Genomic DNA, 18,954 nt, shown 5'->3' with positions numbered 1-18,954 from the left:
CCATAGCGGCCAGTCTTCAAAAATGCTAATAAATCATATACATAAAGCATATCTTTTGTCATTATGGTTATATACATAAAAAGAATGTTTAAACGATAGGAGCCGGACATATGGAGAGAATCAGTATCGCATTATTCACAGCACCTGGCATCGCCGGCCGAGTTAGTGCAAATCTTATAGATAATCTGCCCGATATGCTCGAATATTACATTACAGATGAATATGAGTGGTATATCGATTATCAGGAGGATATCCTGACCGGAGGAACGAACGATTCATACAAGGTAATAGAAGCTGTGTCGGATAAGAAAGACCAGGGGGATTGGGATTACGCCATCGCCTTGACTGATCTGCCAGTTTTTGAAGACGAGAAACCGGTGGTCGCCGAAGCATTGAGAGATAAAAATGTTGGCTTCATCAGCCTACCGGGATTCGGATTCACCAAAATGGAGAAACGGGTACGGGAAGCTATATTGCAGCTGGTGAATGAGATCTATTATGGTACATCCGATTCATCACGTGAAGAGGCGCAAGAACATATCGACTCGAAAGGTCCACAGAAATACGATGCGCTGCGCAATAAAGGTTCGCGCGAACTTATCGGAGGTCGATTGTTCGAACGTTTTTCTCCCCTTATCCGTGAAAGGCCTGTCGAGGAAGATGCTGGGGTTGCCGTCCGCTATACCGTCAAATCGCGCATGAGCGGCATGCTCCGAATCATTTCTGGTATGGTTTTCGCTAATGAGCCTTGGAAGATGTTCCCTTCATTCCTGAAGATACTGATCATCGCCTTCACAACCGGGTCATATGCCCTAGTATTTCCAACCTTGTGGAAATTGAGCGATGAGTACAGTGTAGTTCGCCTTCTCCTCCTAATGTTCGCAGCCGTTCTAGCCCTTGTCGGATGGATTATCATGGCCCACCAGCTTTGGGAGAAGAAAGATGAAAATAACAACAAATTCATACGCAAAATGAACAATGCTTCGACTTTCTTCACATTGCTGCTGACTGTACTGATGTATTATGCGCTGCTTTTCGTCCTATTTTTAGTGACCACCTTCATGCTGGTTCCGCCAAGTGGGCTCGAAACCCAATTATCGCGCGACATCACCATCTTCGATTTTCTCATCATCGCCTGGACTGCAGCCAGCATCTCGACCCTCATCGGGGGACTCGGTTCCGCTTTCGAAGACGAGCAAGTTGTTCTGGACAGCACATATGGCTACCGGCAGCGCCAGCGCCATGAAAAGATCAAAAAGCAGCGTGAGAAGGAAAAAGAAAAGGAAAAAGCACAACGTGAAGAATATGAAGGTGAAGATGAAGACGAAAATAATTAATGTTCTCCCTGACCATAGCGGAATGTACCCAGCTGATGGTTGGGGATTTTTTTATCACTTACCTTCCTTCAATGTCCGGAGTGTATCCAGGGCGACTTCTGTCATGCCTTCGATTCCGTAGGGAATCGCATCTTCATTAAACCTGAATGAAGGATTATGAAGTGGTTTCTGGGTATCCCCTGTTGAACTCCCAAGCCAGTAGTATACACCTGGATAGTTCTGCAGAAATCTGCTGAAATCTTCTCCCCCAAGGCTCGGCTTGAGATCAGGCAACGCTTTTTCACCGTATAGACCAGAAAGCGTTGTATGGACTTGACCCGCCCATTTACGGTCATTCACAGTCGCCGGGTATCCGTCAAAATATTCGATTTCAACCTCTGCCCCCATAGCAGCCGAGACATTCTCCACAACTTCAAAGAATCGCTTCTTGACTTTATGCTTCATAGTCGCGCTTTGAGTACGGATTGTGCCTTCCAATAAAGCGGTTTCAGCAATGACATTATATTGTGATCCAGCATTGAATTTGCCGATTGTCACGACCGCCGGATCGAAAGGATCCGCATTCCTGCTGACTATCGTCTGGATCGCTGTGACAATCTGGTTGGCCGCCGCTATGGCATCTGTGGTGTCATGGGGCATCGCAGCATGGCCGCCTGATCCCGTCACTCTTATCTTAAAACGATCAGAGTGACGGGATCAGGCGGCCATGACACCAAATTCACCTGGGGGCAACTGTGGCCAGACGTGCTGGGCGATCAGCACTTCCGGTTTGTACTCGTCAAACACCCCGTCATCTATCATGCGCTGCGACCCACCAGTCGGGGACTGCTCTTCAGCAGGCTGAAAGATCAGCAGGATGGTACCTTCGATTTCTTCTCTTCGATTAAGCAGATTTTTGGCGGTGCCATAAAGCATCGCCGTGTGGGCATCATGGCCACATGCATGCATTACACCTTCTTTTTCGGAAGAGAATGGTTCCCCTGACATTTCCGTTATAGGCAATGCATCAATATCTGCCCTGAGTCCAATGACCGGTCCAGGCTTCCCCCCTTCAATAACCCCAAGCACACCGGTGCCGGCATAGCCCCATGTATACGGCAGGCCAATGTCATCGAGTCTTTACCGGATCCGCCTCGATGTTTCATGCTCCTCGCTGCTCAGCTCTGGATTGCGATGCAGTTCACGCCTGAACGCTACTACCTCTTCTATGATTTCTGGATCGATTGTCATTGACATCCCCACTTTACTGAAAAGTCTGTATTATTTGATAATAATATCATATTTTGATCTATTCGCAAACATTCCATCTTCGTGACAAGACACCTTTGAAATATTTGTATGCACCAAGATAAGAAAAATGGAAGAATAAGCAAAGCGCTTTATTTTATTCAATTGAGAAGTACAATGGTAGTATGATGAATTAAATCTTACTAGCAAGGTATGCTTTATAGGAGGCGCATTATATGGATACATTGCAAGCATTAGATCAAAGTAGCCGCCTGGCTCTGACTCGTGAGACCGCCAAGCGATTCAGGGAGACATCGCGGATGCATGATGAAAACATCAGCTTTCCTTTCGAGAATTTTGAAGCGTTGAAAGAAATCGGGTATCACAAATTATCCATCCCGAAAGAATATGGTGGCGGAGGCATTTCGGTCGAGGAACTGATGCAGCACCAGGAGATCATCGCCCGTTATGACGGTGCCACTGCACTGGCCATCGGCTGGCATATGGGCATCATCATGGACATCGGTGAGAAGCGTGCGTGGGATACGGAAAAATACAGACGCGTCGTCCACGATGTTTTAAATGACGGGGCCCTCGTCAACAATATTGCCACAGAACCGGCGACCGGCAGCCCGACGCGCGGAGGCAGGCCCGAAACCACAGCACGGAAAAAGAATGGCAAATGGATCCTGAACGGACGCAAAACATTCGCCACGCTGTCCCCGGCACTTAAATATGCCATAGTCAGTGCAACAATCGAAGGTAGTGATGAGGTCGGCAACTTCACCGTCGACACTGCCCTCGAAGGCATTACAGTAGATGAAACATGGAATTCGATCGCCATGCGTGCGACCGGCAGCCACGACCTCCTGCTGGAGAATGTGACAGTCGAGGAAGATGACCTCGTATCCTACCGAACACCGGGTAGGAAGCAGCCAGCTGGATGGCTGCTCCATATACCCGCTTGCTACTTGGGCATCGCACGTGCGGCACAGCGTTCTGCTGTACAGTTCGCCAAATCCTATTCGCCAAACAGCATTGAAGGCACTATTTCAGAACTGCCGAACGTCCAGGAAAAACTTGGCCGAATTGAATTGATGTTGATGGAAGCAGAGCATTTCCTCTACTCCGTCGCCAGACAGTGGGACGAAAGTGATGAGGAGATGCGTGCTGAGATGGGTGGTACGCTCGGTGCGGTCAAGACATCGGTTGTGAACAAAGCGGTCGATGCAGTCGACCTTGCGATGCGTGTCGTCGGAGCAAAGAGCCTGTCAGAGGACAGCGACCTACAGCTGCATTACCGCAACGTGCGCGCCGGCATCCATAATCCACCAATGGACGACATGGTGATGATCGGCCTGGCCAAAAGCAGCATCAGCAAGATCAATGAAGACGATTAAACACAAAAAGGAGAAAGCCGTCGGCTTTCTCCTTTTATATTTCCAACTATTTCTGTCTGAGCAGGCGCATACTGTTTAATATGACAATGAGTGCTGCGCCCGTGTCACTCAACACTGCCATCCAGAGCGTCAATATGCCTGGGAATATCAATGCCAGTGCTGCGAATTTCGTCAGCAGTGAGAACCAGACGTTCTGTTTGATGATGCGCAATGCTTTCTGGCTCAGGCTGATAGTGTGCGGCAGTTGTTCAAGGTTATCTGCCATCAGCACGATATCTGCTGTCTCCATTGCAGTGTCCGTTCCAGCACCGCCCATGGCGATGCCGAGATCTGCGGTTGCGAGTGCTGGCGCATCATTGATGCCATCCCCGACCATCGCAACGAAGCGTCCTTCATCCTGAAGTTGCTTCACAGCTGAAACTTTATCTTCAGGCATCAATTCTGCAAAGTAGCGGTCGATGCCTGTCTCATCCGCAATATTTTTTGCGGTTCCCTGGTTGTCCCCGGTCAGCATGACCATTTCGCTCATGCCCATGTTTTTGAGTTTCTCTATCGACCGGACCGTGATATCGCGGATTGTATCAGCGACTGAAATCAAGCCGAGTGCTTCTGAACGCGTCCCCACTACGACTAGAGTATTACCTGCAGCCTGTAATGTATCGATTTGCTCTTCCATATTGCCGAGCTGTACACCCATCTCCCTGAATAACTTAGGGTTTCCTGCAAAATACTCCAAACCGTCTATCGTCGCTTGGGCACCCTTACCGGCTATGGTTCTATAATCTTCGCCAGGCTTAGTGCCGATATTTCTTTCTTCAGCATAGTCGATGATCGCTTTGGCGATCGGATGGGTGGAATGTGCTTCTATCGTGCGGGCGATGCTGAGAAGTGTCTCAGAATCTTTTTCGAAAGAAACGACTTGGGACACTTTCGGCTGTCCTTCAGTCAATGTACCTGTCTTGTCGAATGCAATCGCCTGAATGGCTCCTGCCTTTTCAAGGAATGTGCCACCTTTAATCAGCACACCGTTCTTCGCTGCATTACCGATCGCCGAAACGATTGCTACAGGTGTCGATATGACTAGGGCACATGGACAGGCGATGACAAGCAGTGCAAGTCCTTTATAGAGCCATTCACCCCATGTTCCAAACCCAAATAGCGGCGGTCCGACCATTACAAGCAATGCAAGAATGAAGACAATCGGTGTATATACGTTCGCAAACCGGTCAACAAATGCCTGCGTCGGGGCTTTCTGCTCCTGTGCCTCTTCGACTAGGTGGATGATTTTGGCAATCGTCGTGTCCTCAACCAATTTCGTCACCGTGACTTCTAGCGAGCCACTTTCATTGACCGTCCCTGCGTAGACAGTATCCCCCTGCTCTTTATCGACAGGGAGCGATTCACCTGTAATCGGTGCTTGGTTGACACTCGAAGAGCCTGCCATCACTTCACCATCAAGCGGCATCTTTTCGCCCGGCCTTATGACGATGACGTCACCGACATCAATCTCTTCTACAGGTTTGGATATAAGGGTGTCCCCACTTTTAACATTCGCTTCCGATGGTGCCAAATTGATGAGTCCACGGATGGAATCTCGGGTCCGTTCAATGGATCTGTTCTGCAATGTATTTCCTAAAGCAAACAGCCACACGACCATCGCACCTTCAAACCATTCGCCGATAAGCGCGGCGCCAATGGCAGCTGAAGCCATCAGAACGTTCATATCCAATGAGCCACTCTTGATGGCATAGTATGCACTCTTGACTGGTTTCACTCCACCAATGACGATGGCAGCTGCATAAAGCAGCGTCACTATGTTTTCTGGCGTACCAGTAAACGATAATATGAAACCAAGAATCAGGAAAGTACCAGATAACGTGGTCGTCAGTACACTTTTTCGTTTTACGGCAGAAGTTTCACTTTGCCCTTTTTCCTCCAATGATGCATCGAACCCTGCCCGCTTCACTTCTTTGATGATCTCCCGCGGCTGCAGTGAGTGGTTGACATGCATTTTACCGGTGGAAAAGTTGACTTTCACCTCTTCAACGTTCGGGTTTTTGCCGAGATGCTTTTCAATGGTCATCGCACAGGAACCGCAATCCATCCCTTCCACCTTATATGTTTCAGTGCCGCGGCCTTTATTCAGTTGCGCCGCTTCAAAACCCAATTTATGGACTTGCTTGGGTATTTCATCATGGACGCTCGGTCCGTTCGCCGCTACTGTCATTTTTCCGGTGCTGTAATTAATCTGGACCGATTCAATGTCCGGCCTTTTCTTCAAGCTTTTCTCTATGGTTGCAGCACAAGAAGGACAGTCCATCCCCTCGATGCGGTATTCTACAGAACTCAGAGGAGCAGCAGATTCTCTCTCTAAAGCTCCAGCACTTTTATCGTTTCCAGAACTGCAGCAGCTCGAGGTGCTCTCACTCGCTTCCGGAGTGGAAGAACAGCAGCTGGATGTTTCCTCAGCCTTTTCTGCAGTAGATGAGCAGCAGTTCTTTTCTTCTAGGCTTTGCTCTTTTACTTCTGTCGCCCCTCCGCTGCAGCATGCTGAGTTTTCTGATTCACGCTCTTTCAGTGCCTGCTTCATCTGTCCGCCCCCTCTTTAACTGCTTCTTCATTCGAGTGCACCAGGGCGATTGAAATCAACTGGTGCACGTGGTCATCAGCCAATGAATAGAATACCAGCTTCCCATCCTTCCGGCTTTTGGCTATATTCATGTTTTTTAAAAGCCTTAGGTGATGTGAAGCAGAGGCAGTCGTCGCCCCGATGATATTCGCCACATCACAGACGCAGAGCTCCTCTTCGAGAGTAAGTGCATAGGCAATCTTCATACGCGTTTTATCCGCCAGCGATTTGAAGATCAGTTCTACACCCGCCACCTCTTCGACACGCGGCTGAATGCGGTTGACCAGCGCTTCATCATAACAGAATGTTTCACATGTATCGGGTACTGCTTTATTTAAAGTATCATTCATGTCCACACCTCATTCAAATGATCGTTTGATTATATTTTAATTGCATGCAGGAAAGGTGTCAATGAATATATTCAAATGGATGTTTGAATGATTTATGTGCGTAATAAAAAAAACGACCCCATAAAGACTGGAGTCATTTCAGACAATTGTTCAATCAAAGCCTTGTTTAATCTCTGCCGTGGCCGCGAGCAGCGTGGATACGTGGGACTGCACCATTTCATCACTGATACCTAAAAGAGAGGGGATGTTAACAAAACATCAAGGTGGAGATTAGAAATTTTGTGTTGTTACTTAAAAATATTGTAAGCGATACTATCCGACTTCCTAGTAGTACTTTTAAGTCTGTGCTGTTGCTCTTATATTTTCAGATAAAAAGGAGAAGCTTAAGAGTCTTCTCCTTTTTATCTACTATACTCTCCTATCTCATATATATTGCTTCACATCATCCAAGGCCTCGGATTCCTCTCTCCCTGCCTTTTATTGCGTTGCGGTAGTTCTGTCTTCTTTACAACTTTTGGCGTCATACCCTGCTCGATATGCCTTGTCACTTTAGCGTCGAGGTAACTTGTTCTGAATACTTGGAACACCCTTTTACTTTCGGACCCACACTCAGGACACTGATCGCCCGCAAGGTCTTCTGTGCTCCGCTTCCATGTTTCATAGCTGCCGCATGTCCTGCATTCGAATGTATATCTTGGCATCAGTCGAGCTCCGGAATGATGCTCTGATCGAATATTTCTTTTGGAAGCGACAATGTACAACAGGCGTTCGGAATGTCCACAATGCCTGCAACATGGCCTTGGACGGGAGCGGAGCCAAGCAGCATATAAGCCTGTTCGCCGGTAAAGCCCAATGTCTTCAAATATTCGATCGCATTCAGGCATGCGTTGCGATAGGCGGTATTCGCATCCAGATATTCCTGTGTTCCGTTGAATTCATTGACTGAGATGCCTTGGAATACGAGATATTCATTGTAGTGCGGCATCACCGGCCCTGGCTGGAACGCAGGGTTCTTTTCGATTTTATGCTTCTTCATGCCGCCTTTGATGACGTTCACTTTAAGTTCAATCCATCCTGGCATCTCGATGCCCCCGCAGAAGGTGATTTCGCCATCCCCTTGGGAGAAATGCAGGTCGCCTACAGATAGTTTGGCGCCTTCTACAAATACCGGGAAATAGACTCTAGACCCTTTTGAAAGATTCTTGATATCACAGTTCCCGCCATTCTCTCGTGGTGGCACCGTTCTCGCTCCTTCTTTGGCCACGCGGTCATAGTCTTCCCCCTTCAATGTGCCGAGGACGGTCGAATCAGCATCTGGAAGATTGGCAAGTGGTGGCACACGTTTAGGATCTTTATCAACGAGCTTCTGCTCGCGCCTGTTCCATTCATCCAACAGCTCCTGCGACGGCGCCACGCCGATCAGGCCGGGATGGATGATGCCCGCAAATTTGACGTTCGGCACGTGCCTCGATGTCGCATAGATGCCTTCAAAATCCCAGATGGACTTTGCTGCTTCTGGATAATGCTCGACCAGGAAACTGCCTCCGTTTTCTTTAGCGAATATGCCGTTGAACCCCCACTCGTGACTGCTGAATGTCCCAATATCCAAAATATCGACGACAAGAAGGTCACCGGGTTCCACGCCATTGACATGCACCGGACCGCTTAATACATGCACACGCTTCAAATTCACCTTCTCGATATCTGAAGGGTCGTCATCGTTACTGATCTGGCCATCCGTCCAATCTAGACATTCCATCTTGAAAGATTCACCAAGTTCGACTGAAAAAGCTGCCGGGATATCCGGATGCCATCGATTATGGCCGGGGTGCTTCTGTTCATGCATCTTCTTTGATAGGTCAATTTCAAAAATCTTCTTTGACATTTTAAAACCCCCTGATCATTATTAGAAAGCGATTTCACATGCAATTGTACCATTTTAAGAAACAATATTCCATATTATTTACAATTTTCACCAAATAATTCGCTTCCTATAATTTACGATTAGACGGGGATATTTCCACTCTGTTTTGACCATCACTCCCCTCTATGCAACAATGAATACAATTATTGATGACGGACGGGGTGGCCTGCATGGCAGAAGATAAGATACAGAGTAAGGGCGTCGTTGCAGTAATCATCTCTGCAGCATTTCTGCTCACTTTCAACCAATTTCTATTGATTACAGCTTTCCCGACGATAATGGAAGAGTTCAATATCAATGCGACTGAGGTCCAGTGGCTGACGAACGCTTTCATCCTTACGACCATCATCTTCATCCCGATGTCGGGCTACCTGTCGACCAACTTCTCTTCAAAGACGCTGGTTATATTCTCGCTCAGCTGTCTGCTTTTGGGCACGGCTGTCGGTGGCTGGTCGCCGACTTTCGGTGTTCTGATCGCGTCGCGGATGATCCAGGCAATCGGCGCAGGCATCATATTGCCATTGATTCAGACGATCCTGCTCATCGTCTTCCCCTATCATAGGCGGGGATTCGCCATGGGATTGCTCGGAGCCGTCACCAATATTGCTCCCGCTTCAGCCCCATCGATTTCAGGCATCATCATCGACTATCTGGATTGGCGGTCCCTCCACTGGGTGCTTCTGCCTTTTATCGCCATCACTTTCATACTCGCACTGCTGCTGATGAAGGACGTGCTCGAACAGAACAAGTCGAAGCTGGACATCCGTTCGGTGATCTTATCCGCGCTCGGCTTCTCTTCCTTCATATATGGCTTGAGCAATATCAGTGTGTACGGATTCCTGAGCCCATTGTCGCTTATCCCTATGATCATCGGTATTTTAGGCATCCTGTTCTTCAGCAGCCGACAATTTAAGATCGCCACGCCAGTAATGAACCTGGAGTTGTTCCGGAACAGGACGTTCACGCTCGCCATCATACTGATATTCATCAATATGATGCTGCTGTTGTCGACTGAGACGATCCTGCCCATGTTCGCCCAGGATGCACTCGGCACAAGCGCATTCCTGTCCGGATTCCTGCTCGTTCCGGGCACGGTCATCCTGTCTGTCATGACTTTCATTTCAGGTAACCTATATGACCGCTACGGTGGTAAGCGTATCGCGATGATCGGCTTTTCGTTCACAGCTTTGTCCCTCATACTGCTGAACACCGTCGGTATGATGGATTCGCCCTACTGGATCATGGTTCATTTCTGTCTATTCATGACCGGTTTCGGTCTTACCCTCATGCCGCTTGTGACAGTGAGCATGTCGGAACTTGGCGGGTCGGATATTCCGCACGGCTCCGCAATCGTCAATACGGTGCGCCAATTCGCCATGGCGTTTGGCATCATCATATTGACTTCGATCATCAGCATCACGGTATCGCTGGTGGATGTGCCATATAATGAAGGGACATATTTGGGCACTTCCTATGCCCTGGCTGTGATGGCGGCCTTGGCAATACTCGGTTTAAGTCTGACATTCCTGCTCAAAGAGCAGCGCCAATAAAATTACCCGCCCCCCGGCAGGTCTCCGGAAGGCGGGCAATTCTTTATCGTGCTTCACGCATTTTAATGTATTTTTCCAATCTATCTGCCGCTTCAGTCAATTCTGCCATGCTGCAGGCGAATGACAAACGGATATGGCCTTCCCCGAACTCGGAGAATGAGCGACCAGGAACTACTGCCAGCTGTACCGTTTCGAGCAGGTCCGTCGCAAACCTGAAGGAATCCTCATCATATTTGCTGATGGATGGGAAGATATAGAACGCACCGGTCGGTTTTGAGACTTCCAATCCCATATCAACGAGTCTCCCGTAGATATAGTCCCGTCTTCTAATATAGGCTTCATTCATTTCTGCTGGTACGTGCCGTTGGTTGCGCAAGGCTTCTATCGCGGCGTATTGGCTCGGTATCGCCGCACAGATCGTATTGTAGAGGTGCACAGTGATGACCTCTTCCATAATGTCGCGATGGCCAACGACGTAGCCGATTCTCCATCCTGTCATCGCATGGGATTTGCTGAGTCCGTTGACGACCAACACCTTGTCCTTGATGTCCGGATAGGCTGCCATGCTGGCATGCTCGCCTTCCAATGTATTTTCAGCATAGATTTCGTCGGTAATGACGAATATATCATGTTGTTTGAACATCTCCGCCAAGCGATCGACCTGTTCTTTTGTATAGGTAACACCGGTCGGGTTGGTTGGATAGTTCAGGATGACAGCTTTTGTCCGTGCAGTGATGTTCGCTTCTATCGCTTCGGGCGTGGCAATATAGCCGTCAGCCGTGGTATCGATGAATTTCGTCACCCCACCGCTCAATTCAATGATCGGTTCATAGCCAAGATAAGTCGGGGCAGGAACCAGCACTTCATCCCCCGGATCCAATATGGCGCGCAGTATGGCATCGATGCCCTCACTGCCGCCGACAGTGACCAATACTTCACCATGTGGATCATATTCACCGCCATACTTCTCCTTGTAGTAGCTGCTTATCACTTCCCTCAGCTCAAGCAGCCCCGTATTATGGGAATACCTCATTTCTTTGGTGCTGATCGCTTCGATGGCCGCTTCCTTGACGGATTCCGGCGTGCTGAAATCCGATTGGCCGAGCGTCAGATCGACCGCATCTGGAAATTCATCCACCCTGTTTGCAAACTGTCTCGTGCCGGGCACTTCTATGTGCTTCATATGCTTATTCGCCTGTGGCATGCTATCCCTCTTTCAAAAATATTCACCTATGCATTATAACAGAATATATGGACATTTTCGACAATTTAAATTATCATTGGAGGCGCTACCAATTTATACATAAGGGGATATCTCATGAATTTTTCAACTCAGACTAAAGTAAAAACGTGGACGGTTTCCATTCTTGCCTTGCTATTATTCATTGTTCCCGTCTATGTCAACGACCAGTGGACCATCATACTCGGTATCTTTGCAGATTACATATTGACCGGACTTGACGGGAAAATTGCGGGCATCCTGACGGTCATCATGACCATCTTCTTGTTGATAACCTTCTACGCCACCTTGATCAACCGCAACAGCTTCAAGAACTCTCCGAAACTGAGGGATATCTTCGTCATCAGCTGGCTGTGGTTCCTGCTGCGCGTCATCGGTATACTTTTTGCCATCATGACAGTGACGGGTTTTGGTCCGGAGGCAATCACCAGTGACCTGACGGGCGGCACGATGATGTTCAACCTGGTGCCGATACTCGCCACTTGGCTTCTATTGGCCGCCTTCCTCATGCCTTTATTGATGAACTTCGGACTGATGGAATTTGTCGGGACGTTTTTAGAGCCCGTGATACGCCCATTATATAAAGTGCCGGGCCGATCCTCGATCGATGCACTGGCTTCCTGGATGGGCAGCAGCCCGGTCGGTGTCATGATCACAACACAGCAGTATGAGAACGGTTTTTATACAAAGCGTGAAGCATTGAACATTGCGACGAACTTCTCAGTGCTCTCCATACCGTTCAGCCTTGTCATCGCGACCTTCATCGGCATCGAGGAGTACTTCCTCCAATTCTATTTCACGATGGCAGTCGCATGTATCATCACAGCCTTTGTAATGGTCAGAATACCCCCGTTATCAAGACGTGAAGATACTTACTATGAGGTGACGGGCAAACAGATCGACGACCGCGGATATGAAGATACCATGCTCAAGACAGCCACCACACGCGCCTACAGGAGGTCAGATGAAAGCGATGGCGCCAAAAGCATCGTACGCGACGGCTCCATCAACGTCATTGATATATACGGTGGACTGATCCCTGTCGTCATCGCCATCGGTACGATGGCCCTGATCGTCGCCGAATATACACCTGTATTCGAACTGTTGAGCTACCCGGTCCAGTTTTTCCTGTCGCTCATTAATGTTCCTGAAGCAGCGGCAGCCGCTCCCGCATTCATCATCGGTGTCACCGACATGTTCCTGCCGTCAGTTATAGGTTCCGGCATCGAGAGCACATTTACCAAGTTCCTGATCGCCGTAATGTCACTGACGCAGATCATCTACTTCTCCGAAGTGGGTGCGCTACTGCTCAAGTCCAAGATTCCAGTTTCAGTTTGGGAACTCCTCATGATCTTCGTGTTGCGTACAATAATATCATTCCCAATCATCTATATCTTCGCATGGCTATTTGTAGGCATGTAAAAAAGTACCCTGTCGGGATATCCGGCAGGGTACTTTTGCGTTTTAGCCATAAAGGTACAATCGTCACGTGATCATTTTATTGTCCAGAGAGTTCCACAGCCGATCTATACAGAACTTCTACAGCAGAAATCATGCTGCCTTCATTGATGTCGAATGCTTCATTGTGATGGCCTGCTGCAAGCTCGGTACCGAAAATGCAGTAGGTGGCCTGTCCGCCGTTTTGTTGGACAGCATTGATGAAGAAAGTCGCATCTTCAGATCCTGAACTTGCGTCGCTCTTCATTACACTGTGAAGTCCTTCTGCCTCCGCAGTTTCTTTGAGTACCTGGGCTATTTCAGACGAACATTCTGCACTTTCCCCTTCTCCAACGAGCTCGATATCGTATTCTGCCCCATGCATCTTAGCCGCCCCTTCAATGATGGCCTGGGCTTGCCCTTTGACATGGTTATTTATTTCAGATGTTTCACCACGCGTCTCGATTTTCATTACGGCATGGTCGGCGATGATGTTGCGGCCGCTGCCCGCATGCAGCTCGCCGACATTGATACGGGTGGCGCCATCAGAGTGCCGCGGCACCGTATACAGATTTGTGGCGGCATTAGCCGCGGCCAGTAGGGCATTTCGCCCCTCTTCAGGCCGACTCCCGGCATGGGAGGCGATGCCGGTAAAAGTGACATCCATCTTAGATGTCGCCAAGAAACCATTATTTGCGGCGATGAAATGTCCATCCGGTACATCCATTCCTATATGCGAAGCGATGAAGTAATCGACACCGTCAGCGACACCAGCTTCGACCATGGAGCGCGCGCCTCGTGTGCCTTCCTCTGCCGGTTGGAATATTATTTTGATGACACCCGATAATTGATCTTTCTGGCGCATGATTTTTGTGGCCAGTCCCAGACCAATGGCTGTGTGGGCGTCATGGCCGCACGCATGCATGTTGGACGTAGTCGATCTGAAATCTTCTGCTACAGGCACATGACCCTCCGCCGAAGTCTCAGTAATCGGCAGTGCATCCATATCTACCCTGTAGGCGATGATCGGGCCTTCCCGTCCGGTTTCGAGGGTCGCCACAATACCTGTGAAGCCTTCGGAAACTGCATCAAGGTATTTGGGCACTGCGCCATTCTCCTTGGCCCATTCCAGATGTCGATGGGTTTCTTCAGCGCCAGGTTTACCCATGCAATAATCGGGGGCCATGACTTCATTTCCAATCTGAATTGTGTACCCCAACGTTTCAAGCATATCGGCCACAATGGTGGCAGTACGCATCTCAAGAAAGCCAAGTTCCGGATATTGGTGGAAATCACGGCGCCACCTCACCAGTTGTGCTTCAAGCTGTTCCATTTCATTTTCCTCCCTTTATATTCATTACGGTCTGTTTTCCAAGTATGTGCTGACCCCCGGCCCATATGGTATTCCTATGAAATAAAATACAGCAAGCAGTATGATCCACACCACAAGAAATGCGATGGAATAAGGCAGCATCAACGAGATATATGTGCCGATGCTTGCATTCTTGTCATACCGCTGCATGAAGGCAAGGATGATGACCATATAAGGGAAAAGCGGGGTGATGATGTTGACGGATGAGTCGGCGATACGATAGGCGACTTGTGTAAAGGCTGGATCATAGCCGAGTTGCATGAACATCGGCACGAATATTGGTGCTTCGATGGCCCATTTGGCAGAACCGGAAGTAATCAGGAAATTCATCAGACCGGTGAAGATGACATATCCGACGACCAAGCCGAATCCAGTAAATTCGATGTCCCGCAGGAATTCAGCACCATTGACGGCTACCCATGTACCGAGATTCGACCAATTGAAATAGGCGATGAACTGGGCAATCGCAAAAACCAGCACAATATAACCGGCCATGTCCTTTATGGATTCCGTCATATAATAGGTGATGTCCTTGCTGGACTGTATCTTTTTTGTGACCAGACCAAAAGCTGTACCGATGATGACGAAGAATATCAGAATCAATGGCACGATACCGTCGATTAATGGTGATGGGATTATGCTCCCACCTTCGCCCCTTAGCGGACTATCCGGCAGCATGACGACAGTTAGGATGACTGCAAAATATAGAAGCCCTGCTATCAATGCAGCGAAAAACCCTTTTTTTGCGTTCGGAAGCTCTTCTGCATCTTCGTCTTCCAAAGCCTCCCCCTCATATTTGCCAAGACGCGGTTCCACGAATTTCGATGTCAACAACCCGCCTACAAATGTCAAAAGAAAGACAGAAACTATATTGAAGTACCAGTTATCCACCGCCGTAACGACAATATCTTCGTTGATGATGGCAGCCGCTTCGGTCGAAATGCCTGCAAGCAGGGCATCTGTACCGGCAATGAACAAATTGGCGGTAAATCCGGCGCCAGCACCGGCAAAGCCGGCCGCAAGACCTGCCAGTGGGTGTCGGCCGACCTTATAGAATACAAGTGCTCCAAGTGGCGGAATCAGGACGACAGCAGCATCAGAAGCTAAGTTACCCAAAATACCTGTAAATACCACTGTATATGTAAGTAGGAATGGCGGTGATTTCAAAATTGTCTTGCGGATTGAATAATCAAGTAGTCCAACCTTCTCGGCAAGCCCAATACCAAGCATCATTGCCAGAACCAGCCCAAGTGGTGCGAATCCGGTGAAGTTTTCAAGCATTGATGTCAGGATGAACTGAAGGCCTTCGCCAGATAACAGATTCCGGATCGGAGTATCTTCTCCTGTACCAGGATGGATGACTGAAGCCCCAGCCAGACTGAATGCGTAGGAGATGAAAATCATCAGGACTGCCAACCCGATGAACAGCATGAATGGATCAGGCAGTTTATTGCCGACCCTTTCTATTATATCCAGCAGTTTCGAGAAAAACCCTTTCTTCTTTTCCATGATACTCTGCACCTCACAACTGTTTTATTTTATACATGTCTCTTTTGTGCACCTTGGTCCTCTGCATGATTCCGGGATTTATATAAACGGTTCCCGATGATTGTGTTTATGTGGTAGAAGCGCCATAGAGCGCACTTTATCTGTCTATAAAGTTTTACATCACTATACTACAATCAATTGTCAGACATGTCTATATTTTTTCAATAGTTGGAATACTGAAGGCCTTGGCCGACACTTGTTTGTCCAGATATTGAAAATGAGTTTTTCGACAATAAATGGGCTTGTATATTACGGTGTTATCATATAGAATATTGTTGTAGCACAAACGGGGCCATAGCTCAGTTGGGAGAGCGCTACACTGGCAGTGTAGAGGTCAGGGGTTCGAGTCCCCTTGGCTCCATTGATTCCTCCACCTTCAACGGGTGGAGGATTTTTCTTTTTTCATACCCTACATATTAGAAGTCGCCTAGAATTTATTATATAATTTCAGCTATATACATCCAAAAAGGGTTGCTGATGCAGTCCAAAGGACGGCTGGCGCTAAAAAGGAGTTTGGTATTATTAATGCTTTGATATCACCCGACGAAACTTGGCTGCTGTGGGCATTCCTTGTAGGTTGGGCAGCTGTCAGCATATGGCTGGAACAGCGCTATGAATGGGCTTCGAAACTGTCAGGCGCAATCATTGCGCTTGTCGGAGCGATGCTGATGGCGAATACGGGGCTGATTCCCACCGAGTCGCCCGTCTACGATTCGGTATGGACGTATGTCGTACCTTTATCCATACCGCTTTTGCTCTTCCAGTCCAATTTACGTAAAATTTGGCAGGAAAGCGGCCGTCTGCTGATGATCTTTCTGCTCAGTTCCATTGGTACCGTCGCTGGTTCCATAGTCGCATTTACCTTTCTGAAGGATCTGATACCAGGCCTCCCCCATATCGCTGCTATGATTTCAGGTTCCTATACGGGAGGCAGTGTGAACTTCGCAGCTTTGGCGACGCGGTTTGACGTGCCTGGCGAAACGGTCTCTTCAGCGGTTGTCGCCGACAATCTTCTGATGGCAGTCTACTTCTTCATACTGATACTGATTCCTGCAATCGGCTTTTTCCGCAAAAAATATAATACTCCCCACATCGATGCCATAGAGGCACGAGAAGAAGGCGACAAGACGACATCCGCTTCCTACTGGAAGCGTAAGGAAATCGCACTGAACGACATCGCGCTTGCGGTCGGTTCTTCATTCGTCATAGTCGCCGTATCGTTCAAGCTTGCAGAAATTTTCCGCTTCCTCATACCCGAAGATGCGAATATTTTCCTGAGTGTGTTAAGGGCAGTGATTGGAGACGATTATCTGATGTTGACAACATTGACGCTGATTCTTGTTTCATTTATCCCGAAATACTTTGAACGCATCAATGGGGCCCAGGAAATTGGTACTTTTCTGATCTATATATTCTTTGTCGTCATCGGGGTGCCCGCGTCCATCCCGCTGATCATAGAAAATGCACCACTCATTCTGTTGTTCGCTGCCATCATTGTCTTCATCAATATGATCGTATCGTTCTCGTTCGGCAGAGTATTCAAATTCGACCTTGAGGAAATCATCCTCTCGAGCAATGCCAACATCGGCGGTCCTACAACAGCCGCCGCCATGGCCATTTCGCGCGGCTGGACACGACTGGTCGGTCCAATTCTCATCGTCGGCACACTTGGTTATATCCTTGGCAACTACATCGGAACCACGCTTGGCCTCTGGTTCAGCAGCATGATGTAACTTCATGCCAAAAAGGAGCACTCTTTTTTAAGAGTGCTCCTTTTTTATTTCCATCTCTTTCTCGAAAGTTTATTTTGCGTTTATATTGCCGTTACATCCGGTTTATATCGCCTTGATAGACTATGGTCAATACAAATCGAAAGGAAGCATTGAATCGAGATGAAATTAGCCTTGAAAGAACTGAAGTTCTATAAGTTCAAGTACATCATGGTAACTGCCATACTGTTCCTGCTCGCTTTTCTGGTGCTGTTCGTTTCAGCATTGGCCCAAGGGTTGGCACGAGAAAACATTTCAGGCATCGATGCCTTGAACAGTGAATACTTTGTCATGGAGGAAGACGTGGAAAATGACCTCATGCGCTCAGGACTGTCTGAAGATCAGATCAATGGCGTACAAGAAACAACCTCCGCCGATCCTCTCCAGTTATCGATGCAGAAAATAGAATCCGGAGACTCGGAAATCAGCCTGCTCATTGCGGCAACCGACGAGTCAAAAGAACCTGCTGTAAAAGAGGGGCGTTTTCCTGAATCGCAATCCGAACTCCTCCTGAATGAAAAATTGAAGGCAGAAGGGTTCAGCGTCGGAGATGATGTTACATTAACCAATGAACAGACATACGAAGTCAGCGGATTTGCCGAAGACATCATGTTTGCCCATAACTCGATGGCTTTTGTGACACCTGAAGCAATAAATGACTTGGAATCCAGGACGGCTGCACTGATAATCAGTGAAAGCAGTGAAGCAGAACGTCAAACGATTGACGATGCGCCTGGCGTGGCGGTGGTTTCTGCTTCTGAACTGAAAAACGCCGTCCCAAGCTATCAGGCCGAACAGCAGCCGCTCAACCTGATGATTGTCTTTCTATTCGTCATTTCAGCAATCGTACTTGCAGCCTTCTTCTATGTCATCACCATCCAGAAAACTTCCCAGTTCGGCATACTGAAGGCAATCGGTACGTCTTCCCGTACATTGGCCGTCTCCATCCTGATTCAAGTCATACTGATCACGTTGACTGGTGTCGTATTGTCACTGATCACCATTTCTTTAATCGGTATGGTCATCCCAATCGATATGCCGTTTTATCTGAACACCAATCTGATGGCATTAGTATCAGTACTGTTTCTGGTGGTAGCGTTCATCGGTGCTGGTTTGTCATTGGTAAGAGTAATAAGAATAGATCCATTGGAGGCGATCTCAAGTGAATAAT

14 protein-coding genes, 1 tRNA gene and 1 pseudogene are annotated in these 18,954 nt (G+C 48.2%); 7 read left to right on the top strand and 9 right to left on the bottom strand.

Annotation, left to right across the window (positions count from 1 at the left end; translation table 11 throughout):
* Window positions 1–110: 110 nt before the first annotated feature.
* Complete coding sequence (locus ABD734_RS11210; RefSeq protein WP_344704346.1) at window positions 111–1,337, top strand: hypothetical protein; 1,227 nt, start codon at window positions 111–113, stop codon at window positions 1,335–1,337.
* Between the two features lie 54 nt (window positions 1,338–1,391).
* Here ABD734_RS11210 and ABD734_RS11205 read toward each other — a convergent pair.
* Window positions 1,392–2,012: pseudogene (locus ABD734_RS11205) on the bottom strand (M20 metallopeptidase family protein); the annotation flags it as partial.
* A 21-nt stretch (window positions 2,013–2,033) separates the two neighbouring features.
* Entirely contained in the window at window positions 2,034–2,405 is a 372-nt protein-coding gene (locus ABD734_RS11200; protein WP_344704344.1) for a M20 metallopeptidase family protein, read from the bottom strand.
* A 395-nt stretch (window positions 2,406–2,800) separates the two neighbouring features.
* On the opposite strand from ABD734_RS11200, the gene ABD734_RS11195 reads away from it, so the two are divergent.
* A complete protein-coding gene (locus ABD734_RS11195) occupies window positions 2,801–3,964 on the top strand; it encodes an acyl-CoA dehydrogenase family protein (RefSeq protein WP_344704342.1) in 1,164 nt (387 codons plus the stop codon).
* Window positions 3,965–4,010: 46 nt separating this feature from the next.
* Here ABD734_RS11195 and ABD734_RS11190 read toward each other — a convergent pair whose 3' ends face one another.
* From ABD734_RS11190 to fmdA, 4 genes are all read right to left on the bottom strand, one after another.
* Window positions 4,011–6,554 carry a heavy metal translocating P-type ATPase gene (locus ABD734_RS11190; RefSeq protein ID WP_344704340.1) on the bottom strand — a complete coding sequence of 848 codons (2,544 nt, stop codon included), beginning with the start codon at window positions 6,552–6,554 and terminating at the stop codon, window positions 4,011–4,013.
* On the bottom strand, window positions 6,551–6,943 hold the full coding sequence (locus ABD734_RS11185) for an ArsR/SmtB family transcription factor (RefSeq protein WP_344704338.1): 393 nt from the start codon (window positions 6,941–6,943) through the stop codon (window positions 6,551–6,553). The genes ABD734_RS11190 and ABD734_RS11185 overlap by 4 nt, the downstream gene beginning before the upstream one ends.
* Before the next feature lie 437 nt (window positions 6,944–7,380).
* Window positions 7,381–7,644, bottom strand: a complete 264-nt coding sequence (locus ABD734_RS11180) for an FmdB family zinc ribbon protein (protein ID WP_344704336.1) — start codon at window positions 7,642–7,644, stop codon at window positions 7,381–7,383.
* Window positions 7,644–8,828, bottom strand: coding sequence for a formamidase (fmdA, locus tag ABD734_RS11175; RefSeq protein WP_344704334.1), 1,185 nt, complete (start codon window positions 8,826–8,828; stop codon window positions 7,644–7,646). The genes ABD734_RS11180 and fmdA overlap by 1 nt, the downstream gene beginning before the upstream one ends.
* 209 nt (window positions 8,829–9,037) lie before the next feature.
* On the opposite strand from fmdA, the gene ABD734_RS11170 reads away from it, so the two are divergent.
* On the top strand, window positions 9,038–10,417 hold the full coding sequence (locus ABD734_RS11170; protein ID WP_344704332.1) for an MFS transporter: 1,380 nt from the start codon (window positions 9,038–9,040) through the stop codon (window positions 10,415–10,417).
* A 43-nt stretch (window positions 10,418–10,460) separates the two neighbouring features.
* Here the strand turns inward: ABD734_RS11170 and ABD734_RS11165 are convergent, their stop codons facing one another.
* Entirely contained in the window at window positions 10,461–11,621 is a 1,161-nt protein-coding gene (locus ABD734_RS11165; protein ID WP_344704330.1) for an aminotransferase class I/II-fold pyridoxal phosphate-dependent enzyme, read from the bottom strand.
* Between the two features lie 114 nt (window positions 11,622–11,735).
* Here ABD734_RS11165 and ABD734_RS11160 point away from each other — a divergent pair, with 114 nt between their 5' ends.
* Window positions 11,736–13,079, top strand: a complete 1,344-nt coding sequence (locus ABD734_RS11160) for a YjiH family protein (RefSeq protein WP_344704328.1) — start codon at window positions 11,736–11,738, stop codon at window positions 13,077–13,079.
* A 76-nt stretch (window positions 13,080–13,155) separates the two neighbouring features.
* Here ABD734_RS11160 and ABD734_RS11155 read toward each other — a convergent pair whose 3' ends face one another.
* Together ABD734_RS11155 and ABD734_RS11150 are read right to left on the bottom strand one after the other, a co-directional pair.
* The gene (locus ABD734_RS11155; protein WP_344704326.1) at window positions 13,156–14,427 is read right to left on the bottom strand and encodes an amidohydrolase; all 1,272 of its coding nucleotides are present in this window, start codon (window positions 14,425–14,427) and stop codon (window positions 13,156–13,158) included.
* A gap of 24 nt (window positions 14,428–14,451) precedes the next feature.
* Window positions 14,452–15,975 (bottom strand): AbgT family transporter, encoded by a 1,524-nt coding sequence (locus ABD734_RS11150; RefSeq protein WP_344704324.1) that lies wholly within the window; start codon window positions 15,973–15,975, stop codon window positions 14,452–14,454.
* A gap of 327 nt (window positions 15,976–16,302) precedes the next feature.
* Here ABD734_RS11150 and ABD734_RS11145 point away from each other — a divergent pair.
* The 3 genes from ABD734_RS11145 (at window position 16,303) to ABD734_RS11135 (ending at window position 18,953) form a co-directional block, all read left to right on the top strand.
* Window positions 16,303–16,375: transfer RNA gene (locus ABD734_RS11145), tRNA-Ala, on the top strand.
* 157 nt (window positions 16,376–16,532) lie between these two features.
* Window positions 16,533–17,747: a DUF819 family protein gene (locus ABD734_RS11140; protein WP_425568422.1), complete on the top strand. Its 1,215-nt coding sequence runs from the start codon at window positions 16,533–16,535 to the stop codon at window positions 17,745–17,747.
* A 159-nt stretch (window positions 17,748–17,906) separates the two neighbouring features.
* A complete protein-coding gene (locus ABD734_RS11135; protein WP_344704322.1) occupies window positions 17,907–18,953 on the top strand; it encodes an ABC transporter permease in 1,047 nt (348 codons plus the stop codon).
* Window position 18,954 lies beyond the last annotated feature (1 nt).

It is taken from the genome of Salinicoccus jeotgali (assembly GCF_039538805.1).
GTDB classification, from domain to species: domain Bacteria; phylum Bacillota; class Bacilli; order Staphylococcales; family Salinicoccaceae; genus Salinicoccus; species Salinicoccus jeotgali.
Note: the sequence above shows the minus strand (reverse complement) of the source record. Positions and strands in the feature narration are given on the sequence as shown.

Bases quoted from the DNA above. Each gene is read 5' to 3' on its own strand.
- ABD734_RS11185 (WP_344704338.1), bottom strand. From the start codon at position 6,943: ATGAATGATACTTTAAATAAAGCAGTACCCGATACATGTGAAACATTC.
- ABD734_RS11160 (WP_344704328.1), top strand. From the start codon at position 11,736: ATGAATTTTTCAACTCAGACTAAAGTAAAAACGTGGACGGTTTCCATT.
- ABD734_RS11180 (WP_344704336.1), bottom strand. From the start codon at position 7,644: ATGCCAAGATATACATTCGAATGCAGGACATGCGGCAGCTATGAAACA.
- fmdA (WP_344704334.1), bottom strand. From the start codon at position 8,828: ATGTCAAAGAAGATTTTTGAAATTGACCTATCAAAGAAGATGCATGAA.
- ABD734_RS11195 (WP_344704342.1), top strand. From the start codon at position 2,801: ATGGATACATTGCAAGCATTAGATCAAAGTAGCCGCCTGGCTCTGACT.
- ABD734_RS11135 (WP_344704322.1), top strand. From the start codon at position 17,907: ATGAAATTAGCCTTGAAAGAACTGAAGTTCTATAAGTTCAAGTACATC.
- ABD734_RS11150 (WP_344704324.1), bottom strand. From the start codon at position 15,975: ATGGAAAAGAAGAAAGGGTTTTTCTCGAAACTGCTGGATATAATAGAA.
- ABD734_RS11155 (WP_344704326.1), bottom strand. From the start codon at position 14,427: ATGGAACAGCTTGAAGCACAACTGGTGAGGTGGCGCCGTGATTTCCAC.
- ABD734_RS11190 (WP_344704340.1), bottom strand. From the start codon at position 6,554: ATGAAGCAGGCACTGAAAGAGCGTGAATCAGAAAACTCAGCATGCTGC.
- ABD734_RS11210 (WP_344704346.1), top strand. From the start codon at position 111: ATGGAGAGAATCAGTATCGCATTATTCACAGCACCTGGCATCGCCGGC.
- ABD734_RS11165 (WP_344704330.1), bottom strand. From the start codon at position 11,621: ATGCCACAGGCGAATAAGCATATGAAGCACATAGAAGTGCCCGGCACG.
- ABD734_RS11170 (WP_344704332.1), top strand. From the start codon at position 9,038: ATGGCAGAAGATAAGATACAGAGTAAGGGCGTCGTTGCAGTAATCATC.